Source organism: Burkholderia sp. BCC0506 (assembly GCF_902833145.1).
Lineage (GTDB): Bacteria > Pseudomonadota > Gammaproteobacteria > Burkholderiales > Burkholderiaceae > Burkholderia.
The window spans coordinates 113611-132096 of record NZ_CADFEN010000006.1; the positions used below are offsets into that span (position 1 = coordinate 113611).

Below are 18486 nucleotides of genomic sequence, written 5' to 3' on the forward strand. Positions count from 1 at the left end.
TTACACCTGGATGGCTTCGGGATCGGTCTTTTCCAGTTCGATCGACGACGCGATCAGCGACAGCCGCGCGACGACGCCGTACATGTAGAAACGGTTCGGCGGCGCGGCGCCCGGCTTCGCGCCGGCGTCCGGCAGCGCGGTGTGCTCGAAGCCGAGCGGCACGTAGTGCATGCCGGGCGCGTTCAGGTTCTGGTCGCGCTCGCGGCCGCCGTGCGTGCGGTAGAAGCCGCCGACCACGTAGCGGTCGATCATGTACACGACCGGCTCGGCCACTTCGTCGCCGACGCGCTCGAACGTGTAGACGCCTTCCTGCACGATCACGTCGCGCACCGCGAGGCCGGCCTTCGATTCGGCCATCTGCACGCGCTCGGCCTTCGTCATGCGGCCGATCTCGGCCGCGTCGTGCACGGTCATCACGCCACGGCCCGCGGTGCCCGCGTCGGCCTTCACGACGACGTACGGCTTCTCGCTGATCCCGTATTCGCGATACTTGCGCGCGATCTTCTTCAGCACGCCGTCGATCGCGTCGGCGAGCGCCTGCTCGCCTTCATGCGCCTGCCAGTCGACCCCTTCCACATGCGCGAAATACGGATTCACCATCCACGGATCGACGCCGACCATCTTCGCGAACTTCTTCGCGACGTCGTCGTAGCAGGAAAAGTGCGTCGACTTGCGGCGCACGGCCCAGCCCGCGTGCAGCGGCGGCAGCAGGTATTGCTCGTGCAGGTTTTCCAGCACGGCCGGGATGCCGGCCGACAGATCGTTGTTCAGCAGGATCGAGCACGGATCGAAATTCTTCAGGCCGAGGCGGCGCTGCGAACGCTCGAGCGGTTCGAGCACGATCTTCTGGCCGTCGGCCAGCGTGATCGGCGTCATGTCGGTGATGCTCGGGTCGAGCGAGCCGAAGCGCACGTTCAGGCCGGCCTGGCGCATGATCGTCGCGAGGCGCGCGACGTTTTCCAGGTAGAACGCGTTGCGGGTCGGCAGCTCGGGAATCACGAGCAGATTCTTCGCGTCCGGGCAGATCTTCTCGATCGCGGCCATCGCGGCCTGCACGGCGAGCGGCAGCACTTCGGACGGCAGATTGTTGAATGCGCCGGGAAACAGGTTCGCATCGACGGGCGCGAGCTTGAAGCCGGCATTGCGCAGGTCCACCGAACAATAGAACGGCGGGGTGTGTTCCTGCCATTCGAGCCTGAACCAGCGTTCGATCGCAGGCGTCGCGTCGAGGATCTTCTGCTCGAGTTCGAGCAGCGGACCGTTCAACGCGGTAACGAGGTGGGGAACCATGAATCACTCGCGAGCGGGAGAATGAAGATTGTAGAGCAATTGCCTTGCCCATTTGGGGATTGTTCCCGGCTTCACAAGGATATGGAGGAAGTTTTCGGCTATTGACCTGATAGCGTGAAGGGTTATCCGCTCCGGCAGCACGCGGCTGGAGAAAAAAAGCCCGCCGGGTAGGCGGGCCGAAGTCGCTGCGCTCATTCGGGGCGGGCGCCGTCGTCGCGGCGGCCCGCCGTTGATTCGTGTGACTTATTCCACGTGCTCGCCGTGCAGGATCACGTCGAGACCTTCGCGCTCTTCCTCTTCGGTCACGCGCAGGCCGATCGTCAGGTCGATCAGCTTCAGCAGCACGAAGCTCAGCACGCCGCTGTAGACCAGCGTGATCAGCACGCCCTTGGCCTGCAGCAGCAGGCTGCCGTCGGCGCCGCCGATGTCCTTGACCGCGAACACGCCGGTCAGCAGCGCGCCGAGAATCCCGCCCACGCCGTGCACGCCGAACGCATCCAGCGAATCGTCGTAGCCGAGCTTCGACTTGAGCCACGTCGCCGACCAGAAGCAGATCACGCCTGCCGCGATGCCGATCACCAGTGCGCCCGCCACGCCGACGAAGCCGGCTGCCGGCGTGATCGCCACGAGACCCGCGACCGCGCCCGACACGATACCGAGCACCGACGGCTTGCCCTTCGCGATCCACTCGGCGAACATCCAGCCGAGCGCCGCGCACGCCGTCGCGACTTGCGTCGTCAGCATCGCGAAGCCGGCACGGCCGTCGGCCGCGACCGCGGAACCCGCGTTGAAACCGAACCAGCCGACCCACAGCATCGAGCCGCCGATCATCGTCAGCACCAGGTTGTGCGGCGCCATCGATTCACGGCCGTAGCCGACGCGCTTGCCGAGCACGAGGCACGACACGAGGCCCGCGATACCGGCGTTGATGTGCACCACCGTGCCGCCCGCGAAGTCGAGCACGCCGTCCGCCGACAGCCAGCCGGTCGGCTCCCACACCATGTGCGCGATCGGCACGTAGACGATCAGCGACCAGAGCGTCATGAACACGAGCATCGCCGAGAATTTCATCCGGTCGGCGAACGCGCCGCAGATCAGCGCCGGCGTGATGATCGCGAACGTCATCTGGTAGACGAAGTAGACCGACTCGGGAATCGTCGTCGCGAGGTGGCTGACGGTCAGCGTGGTCGCCTTGTCGCCCTTGATGTAGTTCATGCCGTGCAGGAACACGCGCGACAGGCCGCCGATGAAGCCGTTGCCCGGCGTGAACGCGAGGCTGTAGCCGACCACCGTCCACAGCACCGTGATCACCGCGGTGATCGCGAAGCTCTGCATCACGGTGGCGAGCACGTTCTTCTTGCGGACCATGCCCGCGTAGAACAGCGCGAGGCCGGGGATCGTCATGAACAGCACGAGCGCGGTCGACGTCAGCATCCACGCGGTGTCGCCCGCGCTGATCTTCGACGAATCGACCGAGAACGGGGCCGTCGGCGCGGCCGGTGCGGCCGGCGCGGACGCGGCGGCGGCAGCCGATGCGTCGGCCGCGCCCGAAGCCGGTGCGGCGGCGGATGCGTCCGCAGCGGGCGCCGAGGCGGCCGGAGCGGCGGCGGCCGATGCGTCGGACGCCGTGGCGGCGGGCGCGGAAGCAGCCGCGGTGGCGGACGCCGCGTCGTCGGCGAGCGCGGAGCCGACGCCGGCCGCGATCAGCGAGCCGGCCATCAGCAGGGACATCAGAAGTTTGCGCATCTTGGGTTTCCTCTTGTCGCTTGTCTTGTCTGTTCTGTTAGAGCGCGTCCGCGCCCGTCTCCCCGGTGCGAATCCGGATCACCTGTTCGATCGGCGTGACGAAGATCTTGCCGTCGCCGATCTTGCCCGTGCGCGCGGCCCGCTCGATCGCTTCCACCGCCTGGTCGACGAGATCGTCGGACACGGCCGCCTCGATCTTCATCTTCGGCAGGAAATCGACCACGTATTCGGCGCCGCGGTACAGCTCGGTGTGCCCCTTCTGGCGCCCGAACCCTTTCACCTCCGTCACCGTGATGCCCGAGACGCCAAGCGCCGACAGCGCCTCGCGCGTCTCATCGAGCTTGAACGGCTTGATGATTGCGGTAATGAGTTTCATGAAGTCCTCTCGCTGGGTTGTCCCGTCGGATGAGTTGGAATGTTGTAACGGACTCTTCTCAGCAACTCGCATGCCATGTTGGCCCGAACACCGTCTCGAAGGGCTCCGGAACGGGGTCGTATCCCGCCGTGTAAGGCGCAAAAGCCCGGCCGAATGGCCAACATGGGCCGGTTTGCTGGCGCGGCGAAAGGATCGTTGCTAGAGTGCACGCACGTCCCGGATCGCCGGGCCATTCACCCATGCGGGCGCCGTGCCCGGAATTCGCGCCCCGCGCGCACCATTTCCGGTCATGCGTGCATCATGGGCACGTACGCAACTGAAGATGCACATTTTTTGTGCAAGGAAGGGGAATCACATGAAGCAACCCAGCGACGTTTTCAACGATCTGCAGTCGCGTGTCAGCGATTTGCTGAAAAACTCGCCGGCCAAGGACGTCGAGCGCAACGTGAAGGCCATGCTGTCGCAGGGCTTCTCGAAGCTCGATCTCGTCACCCGCGAGGAATTCGACACCCAGGCCCAGGTGCTCGCCCGCACCCGTGTGCGCCTTGAGGAACTCGAAAAGCGCGTCGCGGAACTCGAGCAGAAGCTCGCCGCCCCGCAGGCCTGACGCCGCATCCGGCCGCAAGGTCCGGGCGCGGGCCGCCTCGCGCGGTCCGCGCCCGCCCCCCCGGTACCGTTGCGTCACGCTTCGTCGTCCGTCGTACATCGTTCTTCGCAGCACCCTCCGCTCTTCGCAGTTCGTCGCTCTTCGCAGTTCGTCGCTCTTCGCAGTTCGTCGCTCTTCGCAGTCCATCGCTCTTCGCAGTTCGTCGTTCCGCAGCACCTCGTTCTTTCCCCGCGCCACGCCGGCAAGCGCGCACCCGATTCCTCCGATTCCCGCGGCATGCGGCCCCGAACGGCCGTCGTCCGCCTGCTTACAGGAGCCTCGCCATGTCGCTCGCCGTGGTGCGCAGTCGCGCGCCCGCCTCCGGCCGCGCGCCGGACGTCACCGTCGAAGTCCATCTCGCCAACGGGTTGCCGTCGTTCTCGATCGTCGGGCTGCCCGATCTCGAAGTCCGCGAAAGCCGCGAGCGCGTGCGCGCCGCGCTGCAGAACTGCGGCTTCGAATTTCCGGTGCGCCGCATCACCGTCAACCTCGCGCCAGCCGACCTGCCGAAGGAATCGGGCCGCTTCGACCTGCCGATCGCGCTCGGCATCCTCGCCGCGAACGGCCAGATTCCGGCCGACGCGCTGGCCGGCCGCGAATTCGCGGGCGAGTTGTCGCTGACGGGCGCGCTGCGGCCGATGCGCGGCGCGTTCGCGATGGCGTGCGGCGCCGCGCGGGACCGGCGTGCGGAGGAATCCGGCGCGGGCCTCGCCGGCGGCCCGGGCCTGGATGCCGGCGCCCTGCGCGATTGCACCGCGACATCGCGTCCGCCCGAGCTGTACCTGCCGCTCGACAGCGCCGCCGAGGCCGCGCTCGTGCCGGGCGTGACCGTATTCGGTGCACGCGACCTGCCGGCGCTCTGCGCGCACCTGACCGATGCACCGGACGGCCGGCTCACGCCGGTCGCGGCGCCCTGCCTCGACGGCCTGCCGGCGCCGGCCGCGCCCGACCTCGCGGACGTCGTCGGCCAGCGCGGCGCCCGACGCGCGCTGGAAGTCGCGGCCGCGGGCGGCCATCACATGCTGATGGTCGGGCCGCCCGGGGCCGGCAAGTCGATGCTGGCGGCGCGCCTCGCCGGGCTCCTGCCGCCGCTGACCGACGACGAGGCGCTGACCTCGGCCGCGCTGCTGTCCGCGAGCCGGCTCGGCTTCTCGCCCGCGCAGTGGCGCCGCCGGCCGTTCCGCGCGCCGCATCACTCGTCGAGCGCGGCCGCGCTGGTCGGCGGCCGCAATCCGCCGCAGCCGGGCGAGATCACGCTCGCGCACCTCGGCGTGCTGTTTCTCGACGAACTGCCGGAATTCGACCGGCACGTGCTGGAGATGCTGCGCGAGCCGCTCGAAGCCGGCCGCATCACGATCTCGCGCGCGGCCCAGCAGGCCGACTTCCCCGCCGCGTGCCAGCTGATCGCCGCGATGAACCCGTGCCCGTGCGGCTGGCACGGCGATCCGTCCGGGCGCTGCCGCTGCTCGCCGGACGTGGCCGCGCGCTATCTGCGCAAGCTGTCGGGGCCGCTGCTCGACCGCATCGACATCCAGATCGACCTGCCCGCGCTGTCGCCGGCCGAACTCGCGACCCGCGCGACGGCGCCCGGCGAGCCGAGCGCGGCGGTCGCCGCCCGGGTCGCGCAAGCGCGGGCGCTGCAGCTCGATCGGCAGGGCAAGACGAATCACATGCTGAGCGGCCGCGAAACCGACGACCTGTGCCGGCCGACCGACGAAGGCGAACGGTTGCTGCGCGAGGCCGGCGAGCGCTTCGGCTGGTCGGCGCGCGCGTATTTCCGCGTGCTGAAAGTGGCGCGAACGATCGCCGACCTGGCCGGCGACCCGCTGCCGACGGCCGCGCAGATCGCCGAGGCGATTCGCTACCGGCGCGCGCTCACGGCGCTGTGAGCGCCCCTTGGAGGGACAAAATCAGGCTGTCAAGACTTGACTTATACACAATTCCGCGAATCCGGCCCCGGATCGCGGCTCGCCGCGGCCTTTGCCGGACGGAATTCGTATCCCGTTGTTTTAATTGATTTTTCTCAAACGGCGAACGGGCGGCCAAACGGCCCGGAAGGCCGTCCGGCGCGGCTTTGCGGGAAATCCCGGCTACTTTTCAACAAAGTTATCCACATGCGCTGTGGATAGCCGAAAAACCTCCGCAAAATCCGGCGATTAGCATCGAAAGCTGCGAATGAACTTTCAGTTGTCGCGGCGTGTCCGAGCGCCCTCGCCGGCCGCCGTCAATCGAGTTTGAACGAGCCGAAAAACTGGTCGAGCTGCTCCTGCGCGAGCGGCCCGTCGGCGATCACGACGGCCTGGTACGCGTGCCGGCCGCGCGCGGCGAGCCGTGCGACGATCGTCTTGCGCGCCCGGTCGCCGCCGGCGGCGGCGCCCGCGATGCGCAGTTCGAGCCCGTTCACCGCGCCGCCGGCGGCGAGCGGCACGGGCACCGACGCCGTCCGCGGCGCGCCTTCGAGGTTGCGCGACAGCCCCGCGCGCAGGAATTCGAGCGCCGCGCGGCGCGTATCGTCGCGCTCGTCCGGCAGCGTCAGCGTGCCGACCGCGAATACCGCGCCGTCGACGTGCGCGGCCTGCATCCGCATCGGCATCGACGTCGCGCCGAGCACCACCGGCTGCTCCTCGACGGTCGGCTTCGCCGGCAGGTCGATCGTGTAGCCGGCGTCGTTGTGCAGCGTGCGCCAGTCGTACGACGGCGAGCACGCGGCCAGCGCGGCGCTCAGGCAGGCCAGCGCGGCGAAGTGTCGCAGCGGGCGAAAAAGGGGGCGCAACGAATCGATGACTTCCTTCGGCATGGCGGGATCGCGGCAGGCAAAGCGACCATTATCCGCCGAACCGGAAACCCGGGATGCGCGGCCGCCGCCGGTGCGCGCGCCGCATTCGCGCTAAAATGAGCGCCGAATTTCGACGTCCTTTGCGTCGATCCGCGTCATCGACTCCGAGAGCACCAGATGAACACCACGCCTCCCGCCCGCCGCAGTACCGGCCCCGTCCGCTATCTCGCCGCGGCCGCCGTCGTCGCGGCGATCGCCGTCGCCGGCTTTTTCGCGTTCAACGGCAAGTCCAGCGTGCCGGACGCGACCTTCACGCTGCTGTCGGGCCAGAAGGTCTCGACCGCCGGCGACCTGAAGGGCAAGGTCTATCTCGTGAACTTCTGGGCGACGAGCTGCGCGACCTGCATGCAGGAAATGCCGCAGATGGTCGATACCTACAATCGCTTCAAGGGCCAGGGGCTGGAATTCGTCGCGGTCGCGATGAACTACGACCCGCCGATGTACGTCGCGAACTACGCGCAGACGCGCCAGTTGCCGTTCAAGGTGGCGCTCGACGACGGCAGCGTCGCGAAGCAGTTCGGCAACGTGCAGCTCACGCCGACGACCTTCGTCGTCGACAAGGACGGCAAGATCCTGAAGCGCTACGTCGGCGCGCCGCAGTTCGCGGAACTCGACGCGCTGCTCAAGAAAGCGCTCGACGGCAACGCGGCCTGAGCGCCGCCAGGCATCGCCAGATCCGGCTCGACGGGCGCGCATCGCGCGCTGCCGGCAAAAAACGGACCGCATGACCGGGCAACCCGGTTCCGCGGTCCGTTTGCTTTTCAGCGCTCGGTGTCGCCTTTCGCCGACAGCCCGTAGCGCTTCATCTTCTCGTACAGCGTCGCCTTGCCGACATGCAGCCGGTCGGCCGTCGCGGCGACCGCGCCGCCCGTCTGGTTCAGCGCCTCGGCGATCACCGCGCGCTCGAACTGCTCGATGCGCTCCTTCAGCGTCTGGTCGTTGTCCGCGTCGGCGCCCGCGCCCGTTTCCTGCGGCATGTCGGCCACGCCGAGCACGAAGCGGTCGGCCGCGTTGCGCAGCTCGCGCACGTTGCCCGGCCAGTCGCGCTGCATCAGGCTCGCGCGCTGCCGGTCGGTCAGCACCGGCGCGGGCCGCCCGTAGCGCACGGCCGCGTCGAGCACGAAGTGCTCGAACAGCGGCACGATGTCCTCGCGGCGCTCGGCGAGCGGCGGCAGCGCGATCGTCACGACGTTGAGCCGGTACAGCAGGTCGCGCCGGAACGTGCCGGCCGCGACGAGCTCGCTCATGTCGCCCTTCGCGGCCGCGACCACGCGGCAGTTCACGCGGATCGGCTGGTTCGAGCCGAGCCGCTCCAGCACGCCGTCCTGCAGCACGCGCAAGAGCTTCACCTGCAGCGCGAGCGGCATGCTTTCGATTTCGTCGAGGAACAGCGTGCCGCCGGACGCGTATTCGAGCTTGCCGACGCGCCGCTTCGCCGCGCCGGTGAACGCACCGGGCTCGTAGCCGAACATCTCCGACTCGAACATCGGCTCGGGCAGCGCGCCGCAATTGACCGCGATGAACGGCTTGTCGCGGCGCGGCGACAGCTCGTGCAGGCTGCGCGCGATCAGCTCCTTGCCGGCGCCCGTGTCGCCGTTGATCAGCACCGACGCGTCGGTCGGCGCGACGTTCGCGATCAGCTTGCGCACCTGCTCGATCGCCGGGCTGCGGCCGATGATGCGCGGCGCGACCACGTTCTGCCCGGCCAGCTCGCGCCGCAGCGCGTGGTTCTCGAGCACGAGCTCGCGGCGCTCGAGCGCGCGGCGCACCGTCTCGATCAGGCGCTCGGCCGCGAATGGCTTTTCGATGAAGTCGTACGCGCCGTCGCGCATCGCCTGCACGGCCATCGAGATGTCGCCGTGCCCGGTGACGAGGATCACCGGCACGTCGGGCACGCGCTCGCGGCACTGCGCGAGCACGTCGAGCCCGCTCGCGCCGGGCAGCCGGATGTCGCTGACGATCGCGCCGGCGGTATCCGCGACGATCGCCTTCTCGGCCGCCTCGGCCGACTCGAAGCCCGCGACGTCGAAGCCCGCGAGCTGAAGGCTCTGCACGCTCGCCCGGCGCACGAGCGCATCGTCTTCGATATAGATCACTTGCAGCCGGTTGGCCATCTTGGTCACTTGCTCCTGACAGGCCGCGCGGCGCTGGTGCGCGCGGCTCTCGTTGATCCCGGCCGTTCGCCGGCCGGGCCTGCGGCCCAGACGGGCCTGTATACGCTAGTGCGAGCCCGCCGGCTCGGACACGGAGTCCGGATGATGCGTGCGGGCGCGCCGCAGCGTCAAGACGAACAGCGCGCCGCCCGACGGCGCGTTGCGTGCGGTCAGCGCGCCGCCCGCGTCGCTCGCGATCGACGACGAGATCGCGAGGCCGAGCCCGAGCCCGCGCCCCATTTCCTTGGTCGTGAAGAACGGCTCGAACAGGCGCGGCAGCAGATCGGGCGCGATGCCGGGGCCGTTGTCGCGCACCTCGACCGCGAGCGTCGCGGCCGACACCGCGATCGTCACCTCGATGGCCGGCGCCGCGACGCCGGCCACCGCGTCGAGCGCGTTGCCGAGCAGGTTGATCAGCACCTGTTCGAGGCGCAGGTCCTCGCAGCGCGCGACGAGTTCCGGATAGTCGCGCGCCAGGTCGAGCGGCGCGTCGTGCGCGGGCGACACGGTCGCGTCCTGCAACGTCAGCGTCAGCGCGACGCCGCGCAGGCGCTCGCCGAGCAGCGCCAGCACGCTGCGCAGCGCGCGCACGACGAGTGCCTGCTCGTTGCGCGGCTTCGCGCGGCCGACGAACAGCTTCAACTGGTTGGTGATCTTGCCCATCCGCTCGGTGAGCGCGGCGATCGCCTCGAGATTCTCGCGCGCGGCAGCCTGCTCGCCGCGATCGAGCAGCACGCGCGTGTTGTCCGAGAAGCTGCGCAGCGCCGCGAGCGGCTGGTTCAGTTCATGCGTGATGCCGGCCGCCATCTGGCCGAGCGCGGCGAGCTTGCTCGCCTGGATCAGTTCGTCGTGCGCGGCGCGCAGCTCCTGCTCCGCGCGGATCCGGTCGCCGACTTCCTTCTGCAATTGCGCGTTCGCCTCCGACAGGTCGGCCGTACGCTCCTCGACGCGCCGGTTCAGCTCCGCGTACGCTTGCTGCAGCAGCGCGCGGCCGCGGATCATTTCCCGCACGCGGGCGCGGCGCATCCGCCAGTAGAACGCGAGCAGCGCGACCGACACGAAGCCGAAGCCGGTGACGATCGTCGCGTTGCGCGCATCGGCATCGATCGGCGCGATCGGCGCGAGCGTGACGAGCAGCCAGTCGGGCTCGCCGATGCGGCGCTTGCTGGCGAGAAAGCGCGGCGCGCGCCGGCCGGCGCCGAGGCGCACGATCTCCGCATCGGCGCCGAGCGTCTGCTCGACGCGCAGCGGCAGCGGCGTGACCGGTTGCTGCGCGTACTGGCGCGTCTCGTAGATCGATGCGGCCACAGGCCCCGTGAGCGGGCGCAGCGTGTGGTACTTCCATGCGGGCACCGACGACAGGAACACGACGCCGTGATCGTCCACGACGACGAGCGGCTCGGACGCGTCGGCGCCCTGGAACCATTCGAGGTTGAGCTTCACGACGACGACGCCCGCGATCTTGCCGTCGCGCCACACCGGTTGCGAGATGTAGTAGCCGGGGTCGCGCGAGATCGTGCCGATCCCGAAGAAGCGGCCGACCTGGCCGTTCATCGCATCGACGAAATACGGGCGGAAACGGTATTCGATCCCGACGAAGCTGTCGGGCGCACGCCAGTTGCTGGCGGCGACGCACAGGCCGTCCGCGCCGATCACATAGGTGACGGTCGCGTGCGCGTGTTCGTTGAGATCCTCGAGATAGCGGTTGACGCGGGCGGTGTAGTCGCCCCGCTTCGGCTCGGCGAGCAGCTCCTGCACGTACGGATGGCTGCCGAGCAGGTAGGGCAGCGATTCGTAGCGGTCGAGCGTGCTCTTGAGCGCGTTGGTGGTGCGCTCGACGCGCACCGCGGCATTGCGCTGCAGCTCGGCGACGCCGCGCTGCCAGGTGATCGTCCACGTGAGCGCGCACGCCGCGACGAGCGCGGCGGCAAGCACGACGAGGATGAGCAGGCGGCGCGTCACGGTCGAGGCTTCCTGGCGATGCGGATCGCCTATTGTGTCATAGGCCTCCGTCTCGATGCCCCGGCCGCCGCGGGCCGCACGGCCGGCGGACGGCGCCGCCGCCTGCTCGTTCATCGCGTCAGACGCCGGCCGTCTCGGTCGGCGCGACTTCGCTGCCGCCCTTCATTGCCTGGCGCAGCTTGTTGCGGTCGAGCTCCTTCTCCCACGCCGACACGACGACGGTCGCCACGCCGTTGCCGACGATGTTGGTCAGCGCGCGGCATTCGCTCATGAAGCGGTCGATGCCGAGGATCAGCACCATGCCCGACAGCGGGATCGTCGGCACCACCGCCAGCGTCGCGGCGAGCGTGATGAAGCCCGCGCCGGTCACGCCGCTCGCGCCCTTCGACGTCAGCATCGCGACGGCCAGCAGCGTGAGCTGCTGCATCCACGTGAGCTCGATGTTGGTCGCCTGCGCGATGAACAGCACGGCCATCGTCATGTAGATGTTGGTGCCGTCGAGGTTGAACGAGTAGCCGGTCGGCACGACGAGGCCGACGACCGAACGCGAGCAGCCGGCCTTCTCGAGCTTTTCCATCAGCTGCGGCAGCGCGGCTTCCGACGAGCTCGTGCCGAGCACGATCAGCAGCTCTTCCTTGATGTACGACACGAAGCGGATGATCGAGAAGCCGGTGAAGCGCGCGATCGCGCCGAGCACGACCAGCACGAACACGACCGACGTCAGGTAGAACGTGCCGATCAGCTTGAGCAGCGGCACCAGCGAGCCGACGCCGTACTTGCCGATCGTGAACGCCATCGCGCCGAACGCGCCGATCGGCGCCAGCTTCGTGACGATGTGCACGATGCCGAACAGCACGCGCGTCAGGCCGTCGATGAAGTCGGTCACGACCTTGCCGCGCTCGCCGAGGTGCGCGAGCACGCTGCCGAACAGCAGCGCGATCAGCAGGATCTGCAGGATTTCGCCCTGCGCGAACGCATCGACCATCGTGTTCGGGATGATGTGCATCAGGAAGTCGACCGTCGACTGCCCGTGCGCCTTCGCCGCGTACGACGCGACGGCCTTGCCGTCGAGCGTCGCCGGATCGATGTTGAAGCCGACGCCCGGACGCAGCAGGTGCGTGGCCGCGAGGCCGAGCAGCAGCGCGAAGGTCGACACGATCTCGAAGTACAGCAGCGCCTTGCCGCCGACGCGGCCGACCTTCTTCATGTCCTCCATGCCGGCGATGCCGGTGACGACCGTACAGAAGATGATCGGGCCGATCACCATCTTGATCAGCTTGATGAAGCCGTCGCCGAGCGGTTTCATGTCGGTGGCGATCGACGGGTAGAAGTGGCCGAGGATCACGCCGACGATGATGGCGAAGATCACCTGCACATAGAGCACTTTGTAGAAGGGTTTCTTCTTCACGATGGTTCCTGCTGAAGTGGATGAGCCGTGGAAACGGCGTCACGCGCGCAGGAGAATGCCTCAGGGGAGCAGACATTCGCCCGCGCGGCTGCCGTGCCGCAACAAGCGATGCCTCAGAACATTCGACAGGGGGAGAAGGCGCTGGTCATCGATTGTCTCCTTGCTTGCTGTAGTAGTTCGGCCGGGGGATGGCCGTGCGTTTTATATCGCAAGGTCGATGCCAGGTTTCCGTAACCCCTCAAGCCGTTGTTTTCATTGTATTTCCCATAATGCGGCAGGCAAGGAAATCCGGGATTCCGGATTTCCGGAAACCATCCGTCCGGCGATCCGGACGGATGGATGCTTTGATCAGACGAATCAGTGCCGCACGGCCTCGCCGGCCAGCAGGCCCGTCTGCGCATAGAACTCCTGCCGCGCGAACGCATCGCGCTCGCGGCGCGCGCGCTCGCCGCGATCCGCGAGCGAACCGACGACGATCCCGACGAACGCGAGCGGCACCGACACGAGCGCCGGGTTGTCGAGGAACACCGGCGCATGCGCGTGGTGCAGCACGTCGACCCACACCGACTTCGACAGCACCGTGAGCGCGACCGCCGACATGAGGCCGAGGCCGCCGCCGAGCACCGCGCCGCGCGTGGTCATCCCGCGCCAGAAGATCGACATCGCGAGCACCGGGAAATTCGCGCTCGCGGCCACCGCCGCGACGAGCCCGACCATGAACGCGACGTTCACGTGCTCGAACAGGATCGACAGCGCGATCGCGATGGCCGACAGCCCGATCGTCGCCGCGCGCGAAATGCGCATTTCGAGCCGTTCGTCCGGCTTGCCGCGCGCCCACATCTGCGCGTACAGGTCGTGCGAGATCGTCGTCGCGCCGGCAAGCGTCAGCCCCGCGACCACCGCGAGGATCGTCGCGAACGTGACGGCCGCGATGAACCCGTAGAACCCGTTGCCGCCGACCGCCTGCGCGAGCTTCACCGCGACCATGTTCGAGCCGCCGAGCAGGTCGTGCGTGAGGTTGAACGTGCCGTTCGCGCCGAGCCGGAAGAATTCCGGATGCTGCGCGAGCAGCACGATCGCCGAGAAGCCGATCACGAACGTCAGCAGGTAGAAGTAGCCGATGAAGCCGGTCGCGTAGAGCACCGACTTGCGCGCCTCCTTCGCGTTCGGCACCGTGAAGAAGCGCATCAGGATGTGCGGGAAGCCGGCCGTGCCGAACATCAGCGCGATACCGAGCGACAGCGCGTTGGCCGGGTCGCGGATCAGCTTGCCGGGCCCCATGATCGACAGCGCGCCCGGATGCACGGCCACCGCGCGGCGGAACATCGCGTCGACGCTGAAGCCGAACTCGCCGAGCGCGAGCAACGCGAGCAGCGTCGCGCCGGCGAGCAGCAGCACGGCCTTGATCACCTGCACCCAGGTGGTCGCGGTCATCCCGCCGAAGAACACGTAGACGACCATCAGCACGCCGACGATCAGCTCGGCCGTGCCGTACGACAGCCCGAACAGCAGCTGGATCAGCTTGCCCGCGCCGACCATCTGCACGACGAGGTACAGCACGACGATCGTCAGCGCGTTCGCCGAGGTCAGCAGCCGGATCGGCCGCTGCGCGAAGCGGTACGCGACGACGTCGACGAACGTGAACTTGCCGAGGTTGCGCAGCGGTTCGGCGATCAGGAACATCACGAACGGCCAGCCGACCAGGAAGCCGATCGAGTAGATCAGCCCGTCGAAGCCGAACATGAACACCATGCCGGACAGCCCGAGGAACGACGCGGCCGACATGTAGTCGCCCGCGATCGCGAGGCCGTTCTGCAGCCCGGTGATGCCGCCGCCGGCCGTGTAGAAGTCGCGCGTCGAGCGCGTGCGGCGCGCGGCCCAGCGCGTGAGCGCGAGCGTCGCGAACACGAACGCGAAGAACATCGCGATCGCCACCGGGTTCAGCTCGACCTTGTCGGGCATCGGGCCGGCCACGCCGGTCGCATGGGCGGCGGAGGAAACGAGAACGGCCAGCGCGCCGAGCGCGGGCGAAATGCGTCGCATGCGGGCCTCCGTCACGAACGTTGCAGGATCGTGTCGACGCGACGGTCGAACACACGATTCGCGCGCAGCACGTAGCACGCGGTCAGCCCGATCGCGATCAGGATGATCGCGACGCCCGCGGCGATCCCGACCGTCGTCGTCGCGCCGCGGTACAGCGGCGCGGCGAGCACGTGCGGCGCGAGCGCGACGAGCAGGATGAAGCCGTAGTACGTGGCGATCATCAGCGCGGTGAGCGTGAAGCTGAAGCGGCGCCGCGCCCGCACGAGCTGCTGGTAGTCGCGGCGCGCCGTGACCGATTCGATGACGGAAAGCTCCATGGTGTCTCCATTTCCTCCTCGTCATGGCGAGGGATGTCTTGTGGATGGTCGGCGCGCGTCCACTGCTCCGCCCGCGCCGCGGCGGCACGTCATGAAACGCGTTACACGATGCGAACCGCCCGCAGCCGCGCGACGTCCTGCGCCGACAGCCCGAGCCAGCCGCCGAGCACCGCATCGGTATCGGCACCGAGCACCGGCGGCGCGCCGCGCACCGGCAGCCGCGCGCCGTCGAAGCGGTACGGTGGCGCGAGCACGTCGACGCCGCCCGCGACCGGATGCGGCTGCCGCGTGACGAGCCCGGCACGGGTCGCGCGCTCGGACGTCAGCGCTTCGTGCAGTCCGAGCACTTCGCCGCACGGAATGCCCGCCTCGGCGAGCGCGGCCAGCAGCGTCGCACGCGAGCGGCGCGCGAGTTCCCGGCGAATCTCGGGCAGCAGGTCGGCGCGATGCTCCGAGCGGCCGAGGTTGGTCCTGTAGCGTTCGTCCGCCGCGAGATCGGGCCGCTCGATCGCGTCGCAAAAGCGCGCGAACTGCGTGTTGTTGCCGACCGTGATCACGAGCGGGCCGTCGGCCGCGTCGAACACGCCGTACGGCACGATCGACGGATGCGCGTTGCCGTAGCGCGGCGGGTCCTCACCCATCAGCAGCGCGTCGAGCCCGTAGTACGCGGTGATCATCAGCCCGCAGTCGAACAGCGCCATCTCGATGCGCCGCCCGCGGCCCGTCGCATGGCGCTCGTACAGCGCGGCGAGGATCGCCTGCGCCGAATACATGCCGGTGAACAGGTCGACCGCCGCGACGCCGAACTTCAGCGGCGGCTGGCCGGCCTCGCCGTTCAGCGCCATCAGCCCGGCCTCGCCCTGCACGACGAGGTCGTAGCCGGGCCGCGCGGCCTCCGGGCCCGAACGGTCGTAGCCCGAGATCGCGCAGTGCACGAGGCGCGGGTTCAGTTCGGCCAGCGCGTCGTAGCCGAGACCGAGCTTTTCCGCGCCGCCGCACTTGAAGTTGTGGATCAGCACGTCGGCCTGCGTGGCGAGTTCGCGCGCAATGCGCTGCCCGGCTTCCGTCTGCAGGTCGACGCAGATCGACCGCTTGCTGCGGTTCACGCTGTTGAAATAGGTGGTCTCGGTGTCGCCGATGCGCAGCCCCCAGTCGCGCGTATCGTCGCCGCGCGCGGGATGCTCGACCTTGATCACTTCCGCGCCGAAATCGGCGAGCACCATCCCGCACCACGGGCCCGCGAGCACGCGCGAGAAATCGAGCACCTTCACGCCGGCCAGCGGCAACGCGCGCGCATCGTTCGTCATTCCTGTCTCCTCCATTCGCGTTTGCGCCCTTACTGTTTCGACAGCGCGATGTAGCGCGCGAGATGGTGATCCTCGTCGCCGAGCTGGTGATCGATCATCACGAGCCGCTTCGCGTAGTGCGACAGCGGCAGCTCCCACGTCATCCCGATCCCGCCGTGCAGCTGGATGCTTTCCTCGGCGACGAGCGTGCCGATCCGGCCGATGCTGTACTTCGCCGCCGCGAGCGCGCGCTCGCGCACCGCGCGCGGCGCGTCGAGCTGCGCGGCCGCGTTGATCACGGCCGAGCGCGCCTGCTCGACTTCCAGCAGCAGGTCGGCCATCCGGTGCTGCAACGCCTGGAAGCTGCCGATCGGCAACCCGAACTGCTTGCGCGTGCGCAGGTAGTCGAGCGTGTGTTCCTTCGCGACGTCCATCGCGCCGAGCGCTTCCGCCGACAGCGCGAGCAGCCCGTAGCCGAGCACGCGTTCGAGCAGTGCGGCGCCCGCTTCGTCGTCACCGTCGCTGCCCGGCACGCGGAGCACCGCATCGGCCGGCAACGCGACATGCTCGAAGCGCACTTCGGCCGCGCGGCCGCCGTCGATCTTCCGGTAGTCGCGCAGCGACACGCCCGGCGCATCGGCCGGCACGACGAACAGGCCGATGCCGGCCGCGTCGTCGTCGCGACCCGACACGCGCGCGCTGACGACGAAGAACGCCGCCTGCGCGGCCTGGTCGACGACGCCCTTCGCGCCCGTCAGCACCCAGCCGTCGCCGGCGCGTTCGGCGCGCGTGCGCACGGTCGTCAGCTCATAGTGCGAACCCGGCTCGTCGTGCGCGAACGCGGCGCTCGCGCTGCCGTCGATCAGCGCGGCGAGCCGGTCGCGATGCGCATCGCCGCCGGCGAGCGCGAGCGCGCGGCCCGCGAGCAGCGCGCCGAGGAACGGCTCGACGACGAGCCCGCGCCCGAGGCATTCGAACACCACGGCGATGTCGAAGCCCGCGCCGCCGAAGCCGCCGTCCGCTTCGGCGAACAGCGCGCCGACCGTGCCGAGTTCGGCGAAACGCTGCCACATCGCGCGGTCGAAGCCGTCGGCCGACTGCGCGATGCGATCGCGCACCGGGAACGCGTACTGTTCGGCGATGAAGCGGTTCAACGTGTCCGCCAGCATCCGGCGGTCTTCTGTGTGCTGGAAATCCATCGTCGCGTCCCTCGTTACAGCCCGAGCATCATCTTCGCGATGATGTTCTTCTGGATCTCGTTCGAGCCGCCGAAGATCGACAGCTTGCGGTTGTTGAAGTACTGCTGCGCGGCGCTCGCGGCTTCGTCGGGGCCGACCGGTTCGCCGTCGTAGTCGGCGTCGAGCGCATCGTCGACGAACGGCTGCGCGTACGGCCCCATCGCGCGCCGCATCAGCGCGGTGATTTCCTGGCGGATCTGCGTGCCGCGAATCTTCAGCATCGAGCTTTCCGCGCCCGGCACGCCGCCGCCCGCGACCGCGGCCAGCACGCGCAGGTTGGTCGTGCGCATGTTTTCCAGTTCGATCTCGACGCGGGCAAGCCGCGCCGCGAAGAACGGATCGTCGGCCAGCGGCCGGCCGTTCTTCGCGACCTTCGCGGCCACCGCGCGCAGCCGGTCGAGCGCGGCGGTCGAGAAGCCGATCCCCGCGATGTTGGTGCGCTCGTACGTGAGCAGGTATTTCGCGTAGGTCCAGCCGCGGTTCTCTTCCCCGACGAGGTTCTCGACCGGCACGCGCACGTCGGTGAAGAACACCTCGTTCACCTCGTGCTCGCCGTCGAGCGTGATGATCGGGCGCACGTCGACGCCCGGCGTATTCATGTCGATCAGCAGGAAGCTGATGCCCTCCTGCTTGCGCACGTCCGTCGCGGTGCGCACGAGGCAGAAGATCATGTTCGCGTAGTGGCCGAGCGTGGTCCACGTCTTCTGGCCGTTCACGACGTAGTGATCGCCGTGGCGCACCGCGCTCGTCTTCACCGACGCGAGATCGGAGCCGGCGCCCGGCTCCGAGTACCCCTGGCACCACCAGTCGGTGCCGTCGAGAATGCGCGGCAGCCAGTGGCGCTTCTGCGCGTCGCTGCCGTACTTGATCAGCACGGGGCCGAGCATGTTCACCCCGAACGGCACGATGCGCGGCGCGCCGGCGAGCGCGCATTCGTTGTCGAACAGGAACTTCTGCGCGACGCTCCAGCCGGGGCCGCCGTATTCGCGCGGCCAGTGGCTCGCGAGCCAGCCGCGTGCGTTGAGGATCGCGTGCCATTCGCGCATGTCGTCGCGCGTGAGATGCAGGCCGCCCTTCACCTTGCGCGCGGTGCGCGCCGGCAGTTCGGCGGCGAGGAAGCGCTGCACTTCAGCGCGAAAGGCTTCCTCTTCGGGAGTGAAATTCAGGTCCATCTTCGGTCCGTGG

General features: G+C 68.8%; 15 protein-coding genes. 3 read left to right on the top strand and 12 right to left on the bottom strand.

Going from position 1 to position 18486, the window contains the following annotated elements:
- From gshA to HWX62_RS15600, 3 genes are all read right to left on the bottom strand, one after another.
- On the bottom strand, positions 1 to 1290 hold the full coding sequence (gene gshA, locus HWX62_RS15590; RefSeq protein WP_175927892.1) for a glutamate--cysteine ligase: 1290 nt from the start codon (positions 1288 to 1290) through the stop codon (positions 1 to 3).
- Positions 1291 to 1533: 243 nt separating this feature from the next.
- Complete coding sequence (locus tag HWX62_RS15595; RefSeq protein WP_175927893.1) at positions 1534 to 3036, bottom strand: ammonium transporter; 1503 nt, start codon at positions 3034 to 3036, stop codon at positions 1534 to 1536.
- A gap of 37 nt (positions 3037 to 3073) precedes the next feature.
- Positions 3074 to 3412 carry a P-II family nitrogen regulator gene (locus tag HWX62_RS15600; RefSeq protein ID WP_006398175.1) on the bottom strand — a complete coding sequence of 113 codons (339 nt, stop codon included), beginning with the start codon at positions 3410 to 3412 and terminating at the stop codon, positions 3074 to 3076.
- A 355-nt stretch (positions 3413 to 3767) separates the two neighbouring features.
- On the opposite strand from HWX62_RS15600, the gene HWX62_RS15605 reads away from it, so the two are divergent.
- Positions 3768 to 4019, top strand: coding sequence for an accessory factor UbiK family protein (locus HWX62_RS15605; protein WP_006489451.1), 252 nt, complete (start codon positions 3768 to 3770; stop codon positions 4017 to 4019).
- Positions 4020 to 4342: 323 nt separating this feature from the next.
- On the top strand, positions 4343 to 5947 hold the full coding sequence (locus HWX62_RS15610) for a YifB family Mg chelatase-like AAA ATPase (protein ID WP_175927894.1): 1605 nt from the start codon (positions 4343 to 4345) through the stop codon (positions 5945 to 5947).
- A gap of 335 nt (positions 5948 to 6282) precedes the next feature.
- On the opposite strand, the gene HWX62_RS15615 is transcribed toward HWX62_RS15610, so the two are convergent.
- The gene (locus tag HWX62_RS15615; protein ID WP_175927895.1) at positions 6283 to 6855 is read right to left on the bottom strand and encodes a hypothetical protein; all 573 of its coding nucleotides are present in this window, start codon (positions 6853 to 6855) and stop codon (positions 6283 to 6285) included.
- A 156-nt stretch (positions 6856 to 7011) separates the two neighbouring features.
- On the opposite strand from HWX62_RS15615, the gene HWX62_RS15620 reads away from it, so the two are divergent.
- On the top strand, positions 7012 to 7548 hold the full coding sequence (locus HWX62_RS15620; protein WP_175927896.1) for a TlpA disulfide reductase family protein: 537 nt from the start codon (positions 7012 to 7014) through the stop codon (positions 7546 to 7548).
- Between the two features lie 107 nt (positions 7549 to 7655).
- Here the strand turns inward: HWX62_RS15620 and HWX62_RS15625 are convergent, their stop codons facing one another.
- The 8 genes from HWX62_RS15625 to HWX62_RS15660 form a co-directional block, all read right to left on the bottom strand.
- Complete coding sequence (locus HWX62_RS15625) at positions 7656 to 9008, bottom strand: sigma-54 dependent transcriptional regulator (RefSeq protein ID WP_175928169.1); 1353 nt, start codon at positions 9006 to 9008, stop codon at positions 7656 to 7658.
- Positions 9009 to 9113: 105 nt separating this feature from the next.
- Positions 9114 to 11123 (bottom strand): ATP-binding protein, encoded by a 2010-nt coding sequence (locus tag HWX62_RS15630; RefSeq protein ID WP_175927897.1) that lies wholly within the window; start codon positions 11121 to 11123, stop codon positions 9114 to 9116.
- A gap of 4 nt (positions 11124 to 11127) precedes the next feature.
- Entirely contained in the window at positions 11128 to 12417 is a 1290-nt protein-coding gene (locus HWX62_RS15635; RefSeq protein ID WP_175927898.1) for a dicarboxylate/amino acid:cation symporter, read from the bottom strand.
- A gap of 357 nt (positions 12418 to 12774) precedes the next feature.
- Positions 12775 to 14460 (bottom strand): cation acetate symporter, encoded by a 1686-nt coding sequence (locus HWX62_RS15640; protein WP_175927899.1) that lies wholly within the window; start codon positions 14458 to 14460, stop codon positions 12775 to 12777.
- 11 nt (positions 14461 to 14471) lie between these two features.
- Positions 14472 to 14777, bottom strand: a complete 306-nt coding sequence (locus HWX62_RS15645) for a DUF485 domain-containing protein (protein WP_175927900.1) — start codon at positions 14775 to 14777, stop codon at positions 14472 to 14474.
- A gap of 101 nt (positions 14778 to 14878) precedes the next feature.
- On the bottom strand, positions 14879 to 16084 hold the full coding sequence (locus HWX62_RS15650; RefSeq protein ID WP_175927901.1) for a CaiB/BaiF CoA-transferase family protein: 1206 nt from the start codon (positions 16082 to 16084) through the stop codon (positions 14879 to 14881).
- Positions 16085 to 16113: 29 nt separating this feature from the next.
- Positions 16114 to 17262: an acyl-CoA dehydrogenase family protein gene (locus tag HWX62_RS15655; protein ID WP_175927902.1), complete on the bottom strand. Its 1149-nt coding sequence runs from the start codon at positions 17260 to 17262 to the stop codon at positions 16114 to 16116.
- Positions 17263 to 17276: 14 nt separating this feature from the next.
- The gene (locus tag HWX62_RS15660; RefSeq protein ID WP_175927903.1) at positions 17277 to 18473 is read right to left on the bottom strand and encodes an acyl-CoA dehydrogenase family protein; all 1197 of its coding nucleotides are present in this window, start codon (positions 18471 to 18473) and stop codon (positions 17277 to 17279) included.
- Positions 18474 to 18486 lie beyond the last annotated feature (13 nt).